Source organism: Roseofilum sp. SBFL (assembly GCF_017746885.1).
Classification (GTDB): Bacteria; Cyanobacteriota; Cyanobacteriia; order Cyanobacteriales; family Desertifilaceae; genus Roseofilum.
In genome coordinates, this window is sequence record NZ_JAGHZH010000120.1 from 1 (window position 1) to 6600 (window position 6600).

Annotated in this window: 7 protein-coding genes; 3 read left to right on the top strand and 4 right to left on the bottom strand. The window is 46.3% G+C overall.

Annotated features, from left to right (window positions below):
• The first annotated feature begins 201 nt into the window (after window positions 1-201).
• A complete protein-coding gene (locus J7545_RS12960; protein WP_318698027.1) occupies window positions 202-972 on the top strand; it encodes an Rpn family recombination-promoting nuclease/putative transposase in 771 nt (256 codons plus the stop codon).
• A 78-nt stretch (window positions 973-1050) separates the two neighbouring features.
• On the opposite strand, the gene pheT is transcribed toward J7545_RS12960, so the two are convergent.
• The 3 genes from pheT to J7545_RS12975 form a co-directional block, all read right to left on the bottom strand.
• Window positions 1051-3654, bottom strand: a complete 2604-nt coding sequence (gene pheT, locus J7545_RS12965) for a phenylalanine--tRNA ligase subunit beta (RefSeq protein ID WP_318698026.1) — start codon at window positions 3652-3654, stop codon at window positions 1051-1053.
• A gap of 127 nt (window positions 3655-3781) precedes the next feature.
• On the bottom strand, window positions 3782-4354 hold the full coding sequence (locus J7545_RS12970) for a PIN domain-containing protein (RefSeq protein ID WP_318698025.1): 573 nt from the start codon (window positions 4352-4354) through the stop codon (window positions 3782-3784).
• Between the two features lies 1 nt (window position 4355).
• The gene (locus J7545_RS12975) at window positions 4356-4811 is read right to left on the bottom strand and encodes an excisionase family DNA-binding protein (RefSeq protein WP_318698024.1); all 456 of its coding nucleotides are present in this window, start codon (window positions 4809-4811) and stop codon (window positions 4356-4358) included.
• Window positions 4812-4930: 119 nt separating this feature from the next.
• On the opposite strand from J7545_RS12975, the gene J7545_RS12980 reads away from it, so the two are divergent.
• On the top strand, window positions 4931-5173 hold the full coding sequence (locus J7545_RS12980) for a hypothetical protein (protein WP_318698023.1): 243 nt from the start codon (window positions 4931-4933) through the stop codon (window positions 5171-5173).
• Between the two features lie 140 nt (window positions 5174-5313).
• On the opposite strand, the gene J7545_RS12985 is transcribed toward J7545_RS12980, so the two are convergent.
• The gene (locus J7545_RS12985; RefSeq protein ID WP_318698022.1) at window positions 5314-5532 is read right to left on the bottom strand and encodes a hypothetical protein; all 219 of its coding nucleotides are present in this window, start codon (window positions 5530-5532) and stop codon (window positions 5314-5316) included.
• A gap of 320 nt (window positions 5533-5852) precedes the next feature.
• Here J7545_RS12985 and J7545_RS12990 point away from each other — a divergent pair.
• Window positions 5853-6600 (top strand): NB-ARC domain-containing protein (locus J7545_RS12990; protein WP_318719645.1); only part of this gene is annotated, 748 nt, incomplete at its 3' end.

A 6600-nucleotide genomic window follows, 5' to 3' on the forward strand; every position in this document is an offset into this window, starting at 1 on the left:
CTTGGGAATTGATATGCAGAAAAAATGGCGCGATCGCCTGCCTTGTCTACACTCTACGATTCCGAAAAGCTAAAGCTTTTCGGAGAGTGACAGAAGAGGGCTATAGCAGCAAAGGAGTTGGTTAGGACAGTTAGATGATGGTTTAAGGCAATAGGCAACAGGCACGAATCGCAATAGAAAATGTCCTAACTCTCCCTTTCTCTGCTATACAAAATATTCCAAGATTTCCCCCAATTCTTCTTTGAATTGTGCGGACTCCCCTCGAGTACCGCTAACCTCTACACCTTCACCTCCGTTGAAGTTAAGCAACTGGCTTTTCGCTTAGATGGACTATTTCTCCCCAGCACTCCTAACCCAGAACTCCCCTTTTACCTCGCCGAAGTTCAATTTCAACCGGATGAGACTCTCTACTATCGACTCTTTAGCGAACTGTTCCTCTACCTGAAACAATACCAACCTCCCCACCCTTGGCAAGTTGTCGTTATTTACCCCAACCGCAACATCGAACGGGAAAATACTTTGCACTTTGCCAACCAACTGCTGCTTCCCCAAGTTACGCGCATTTACCTGAATGAACTGCCCCAAAACTCCCTAGGGTTGGGCGTGCTTAAGCTAATAATAGAGAAAGAACAGACAGCGCCCCAATTGGCGAAGAGGCTGATTGAACAAACCAAAAGCCAATTGAGCGCACAAAAGGTACAGCAAAACCTGATTGATTTGATTGAAACGATTATTGTTTATAAATTACCGCAAAAAAGCCGGGAGGAAATAGAAGCCATGCTAGGACTTAGCGATATCAAACAAACCAAAGTTTATCAAGAAGCCTTTACCGAAGGGGAACAAGAAGGCAAGTTACAAGCGATTCCTCGCATGTTCAGCTATGGACTGCGTGCGGAGGCGATCGCCGAATTACTCGACTTACCCCTAGAAACGGTTACCGAAACTCTTGCTAATCTAAATCAGCAGGACTGAACGGGCGTTGTAGCGTTTTAGCACTCTGAACATTTTGGTGCTAAAGCGCTACAACGAATCGAGTCTTCTAAAACCTCATTAACTTCTGAGGGTGACGCTAAATTTCTCGACTAGAGCATCGCGTACCTGTTGATGGATGGGTTCGACATCAGTATCGGCTAAGGTGCGATCGCCTGCTCGATACACCAGACGAAAGGCTAAAGATCGCTGTCCATCTGGCACATTTTCGCCCTGATATCGATCGAACAGCTCCACAGATTCCAATAATGAAGAACCTTTCGGTTGTCCTTTCGCTGCTGCTTTTACCATCGCTTTCTCAATTTCTGCCACAGAAATTTGGCGATCGGCAAAGAAGGCTAAATCGCGATCGCTTCCCGGATAAGTGGAATAGCCTTTATAAATCGGTTGCAGCTTTTCATCCTGCTCCAGGGCCGCCAGAATTACCTCTAAATCCAGTTCAAAAGCATACACCTCATCTGGTATTTCCAACTCCTGACACAACTGGGGATGGAGCTGTCCAAACGTTCCTAACCGTTCCCCTTGTAACCATAAGGAAGCTGTGCGCCCTGGATGAAACCGCTTATCTTGTTGATTCGGTTGATACTCAACTTGGGTTTGGGTAATTCCTGAACTGGGTAAAATCCCTCCGGGTGTGGATAATCCAACGCGCTCAAACACCGCTTCTAGCAGTCCTTTGGCTTCATACCAGCTTAGGGTGGCGGCTTTTCCTCCCCGAATCCAGTTGCCTACACTAGAAGCACTGATGATACCGGCAACAGAATCGGCTTCCATGAGTCCATCTTCCTCATTCCAGAAGATGCGGCCAATTTCAAACCCATTCAGAGGGCCATTACCTTGTTCTAAATTGTACTGAAAGGCCAGAATCAGGCTCGATAATAACTCAGTGCGTAGGGTAGAGTATTCCGTAAACAGGGGATTGGCGATCGCCACCTGAGTTGAATCCGCCGAAAGTAAACTGTCCTGACGCAGATGACTCAACCCATAGGAATAATGCATCACTTCCGTTAAGCCAACTCCTCGCAGAGCTTCCCGTAACTGCCGTACAATCGACTCATCCGCTGGTAGATATCCCGGTTCGGATTGGGCGGGTAGAGTTTCGCAGAAATTATCATAACCGTACAAGCGAGCAATCTCTTCAATGAGATCGATTTCCCGCTCTAAATCCCGGTAGCGATAGGGAGGAATAGTCACCATCCAACTGAGGGTATCTGCTGAAGTATCTTGGGCTTCCAGAGTACAGCCCAAAGCGGTTAAAATCCGTTGCACATCTTCCGGCAGAAGTTCCCCTTCTTGGGGTTCCTCTTTCGTTTCTCCAGGATTCGCTAACGGAGAACCTAATACTTGTTTGACGCGATCGAAACGCAGAGAAATTTGCCGTCCTCCGGTTTGGCGCTCTCCTCGAAAATCAGCTATCTCGCCAGCTACCACCTCACCAGAAGCCAACTGTTGCAACAATTGAATTGCCCGTGCCGCAGCTACGTCCAACTCTGCTGGGTTGACTCCGCGCTCGTATCGCGCTGAAGCTTCCGTTCGCAGTCCTTGGGAGCGAGCGGAACGGCGAGTGACGATGGGGGTAAATAGGGCCGCTTCGAGTAGAATGCGGGTGGTTTCGTCATGGACTTCTGTGGCTTCTCCTCCCATTACCCCGGCTAAGGCTACTGGTTGGTCATTGGCTGTAATCACCAGGGTATCGGACTGGCCGCTCTTAGCAGAACAGAGATCGCGAGATTGGCCATCTAGAGTAACTAAAGTTTCTCCAGCTTGGGCAAAGCGTACTCCAATGGTAGGCGATTGGGTGCTGGTGACGGTGAGGAGGCGATCGTAATCGAATGCATGGAGCGGTTGTCCCCATTCCAGCAATACATAATTGGTGATATCCACCACATTATTAATCGGACGTACCCCGGAAGCCACCAAGCGCTGTTGCAGCCAAGCCGGAGAAGGCATCAGTTGCAGTCCTTCAATCACCGTACCGATATAAACCGGACAGGGGTAATTGCTCTCACTCTTCGTATTGCCGCGCTGCTCATCCAACTTCACAACCACCTTGCCATTCTGCCCCGGCGGATTAAATGGCTCCAGATTTGGCAATTTCAGAGTCGCTCCCGTTAGCGCCGCCACTTCCCTCGCAATACCCACCAAACTCAGAGCATCCGCTCGGTTAGCCGTCGAAGTCAGATCCAGAATCACATCATCTAAACCCAGCAGAGGACGCACATCAGCCCCCAGGGTTAAGTCTTCTTGGGTAAAAATATGAATCCCTGCCGATTCTTTTTCGAGTCCCAATTCCGACAAAGAGCAAATCATGCCGTGAGATTTGACTCCCCGCAGTTTAGCCGGTTTAATTTTCAAGTCGATTTGGCTCAGATAGGTTCCCACCACCGCCACCGGTACGCGAATACCCTGGCGAGCATTGGAAGCTCCACAAACAATATTGAGGGGTTCCTCAGCGCCAACGTTGACTTGGCAAACTTGAAGCTTATTGGCATTGGGGTGGGGCGCAGCTTCCACAATTTCACCAATAACAACTCCATCAGCCCAAGTGCGGCGGTCTTCAATGTCTTCTACTTCAAAGCCTGCCATGGTCAAAGTATGAGCGAGTTCATCGGCAGACAGGGTAATATCGACAAGTTCTTGCAGCCAGTTCAGTGAGATACGCATGGATGGGGGTTTGTTCTCTAATAGTCTCTCTCAATCCTTTATTTATTGTGCGCTCCGAAAGGCCCCTTTGCCAAGATGGGCGAGTCAGGACAAGAGAATGGGTTCATCCTTAACTCAATAAAACCATCTAGAGTAGCTCTGCATAATCTCTTAAAAGAGCTACTGTCTCAGTCAGTCCTTGTTGCTCAAAAGTGCCCAGTAGTTCTTCAACAGTACGTGGATTTCTTTTCAATCGCGCTCTCATATCACGTATTGTCGCACAAACCAGACCAGGAGATAAATCCAGAAGATCGGCGACAAATTGATCGGGATGTTGAGGTTCTATTTGATATTTTTCCTGAACGAGGGGGTTGGGAAAGTCCTTGAGATTCTTCGTGACAATTACATCTGCCCCCGCTCGTATTGCTGCTGCTAGAACATGCCGATCGCCATCATCTGGAAGTTCAAGCAAAGGGATCAAATCTTCAAAATTAGTTACCAGACAATCTTGGACTGCAGCATCCATAAGAGTGCGAGTCCGTTCAAGGGATTCTCGTTTCAAGTCTGGTCGATTCTCAAGCAGATTCTCTATCCATTCTTCATGAATCATATTACTCCAGCGAGCGCGAAACAGACCGGTTCCAGCCAAGCTAACCAAAAGGTCTCTAAGCGGTGCTGGGTAGAGGACACAAGCATCGTAGAGGGCGGTAAAATTGGCCAAGTCAATACCCCAAGTCTAACTCTTCTGCTTGAGCAGTAAGTTCTTCAAGAGCTGCTTTTTGAGACTGTTCAACCTTCTTTTTATAGTTCATCAGTTCCTCAAATAAAATTTGCCGATGCCGACCAACTTTGCGGTGAGGAATTTCATTTTTGTCCAATAGATCTAGGAGCAATGGACGGGAGACATTGAGTAGGTCAGCAGCTTGCTCGATAGTTAACTCAGCATTGACCGGGATAATGGTTACGGCTTTACCAAGGGCCATCTGTTCAAGAATATCAAAAAGGAGTCGAACTGCCGTTGGAGGAAGGGTCAGTTCTCTCTCAATGTCGTCATCACTGGTTACTGTCAGTTGTAATGGCTTTTGATTGGGAATTAGAGCAGCAAAGGTTTTGCTGGCCTCTCTTGCTATCCGTGCTTCTTCAGCAGTGGCGATCGCGGTTGATTGATTAATACTCATAGCAAGCCTTCCATATTTGTTCCCTCTAGTCTACCTACAGCCGTGAGTTACTGCTACTTCTAGGCTGTAGGGTATGATAAAATATTGGCAAAAGAGGGATAAATTGAGGAAAATTATCGATGCAAATTACAATCGACTTACCGCCAGACCTGGAACAAGACCTCATCCGTCAAGCGGAGCAATCTAATATTCCCCTATCGACCTTAATTCTGCAAGTATTACGCCACAGGATCGAAACCTCAACAATTTCATCTTGCCAATGGCCAGAGGAGATCTTATCTTATCAAGGAGTCTCGGACTTTCCGGCTTTCGAGTCCTATCGGGATGAACTGCTTCCCCCTCGCGAACAGGAACTCTTTTGATGCAATATCTCCTTGATATTTTTCCTTCTATTACTATTTACAAAATCTGTAGGGGCGAACGGCTGTTCGCCCCTACATGCTTTAATAGCAAAGAACAGGTTTTGTTATTCTGTTGTCACAGCATATACTGTTAACTCAACTTAACCAACATCTCCACCATCATCACCATCACCTCCCAAAGCAGTGCCAGCTATAGCTCCTAGTTTTGCACCAGCAACTGCTCCAGGTGGGCCCATAGTTATGAGACCCCCAATTCCTACAATTGCTGCACCTACCGCTGCTCTTACAGTGTATCTTACGGCTGACTTTCCTGCCTCTTCTGCTAATTCTCTGCCATAACTCTTTTCTTTCTTGCTCATAGTCTTACCTCCAGTTTGTCAATCTATAGAACTTCAATAAAATTGAAGCCATGATGAAACGCAGCGCTGCAAGCTATACTCTTACTATGTCTTAATCACTATGGATTTGTCCACTTTAAAAAAGTGCTATTTTGCACCTAAAAACTGGCTAGATGAAACCCTTTTTGTAGGAAAATGTATGGAAATGTTCCCCAATCCTTCAAAAAAGTGATATGCTATACCAAACATTCCCTTGATAGACTCTCATGGATATTGAGAAAATGTTACAATTTGCTGAGAGAGCCGTTGACGAAATTGTGTTTACAAACAGAGGTAGGCACATGGACGATCTAGAGAAAGCTGTACTTCGAGGCACTCTAAGGCGAAAAACATACAAAGAAATTGCCAAAGAACTTGAATGCTCTGATAGCCATTTGAGAGAAGTAGGATCGGAATTGTGGAAAATAATTTCAGAAGAATTAGGAGACAAGATCAGTAAATCAAATTTGCGTTCTGAATTGGAAAAACTTCAAGTCTCGATATGCTCCAGCGATTGTGTACAACAGATAGACTCGGTTATTTATTCTGGAGAACCAAGGGATAATTCAGGTGTATCACCAAAATCTAACTGTCAACGTCACGATTTAAGTGAAATGCCAGAATTGGATACTTTCTACGATCGCGCCTCTGAACTCGACACGCTCAAAACCTGGATATTACAAGAGCAATGTCGTATCATCGCGCTCATGGGTATCAGTGGCATTGGCAAAACGCAACTCGCACGGCAACTCGTCGAGCAGATCCAATCTGAATTTGAATCTGTGATTTGGCGCAGTCTCGAACATGCTCCCCCGTTTGCTCAGTTAGAAGCGGACTTCATCCAAGTCTTCTGTTCTCCTCAACCTGAAGATGCTTCTGCTGAGAAGAAAAAAGAATTACCCCTAATTAAATATTTACAAAAACATCGCTGCTTGATTATATTGGATGACATCCACAACTTATGTTGTCCTGGAGAACTGGCAGGAAAATATAAACCCGGTTACGAACCGTATAAATCCTTCTTCCGGAAAATCAGAACTTTACCCCATC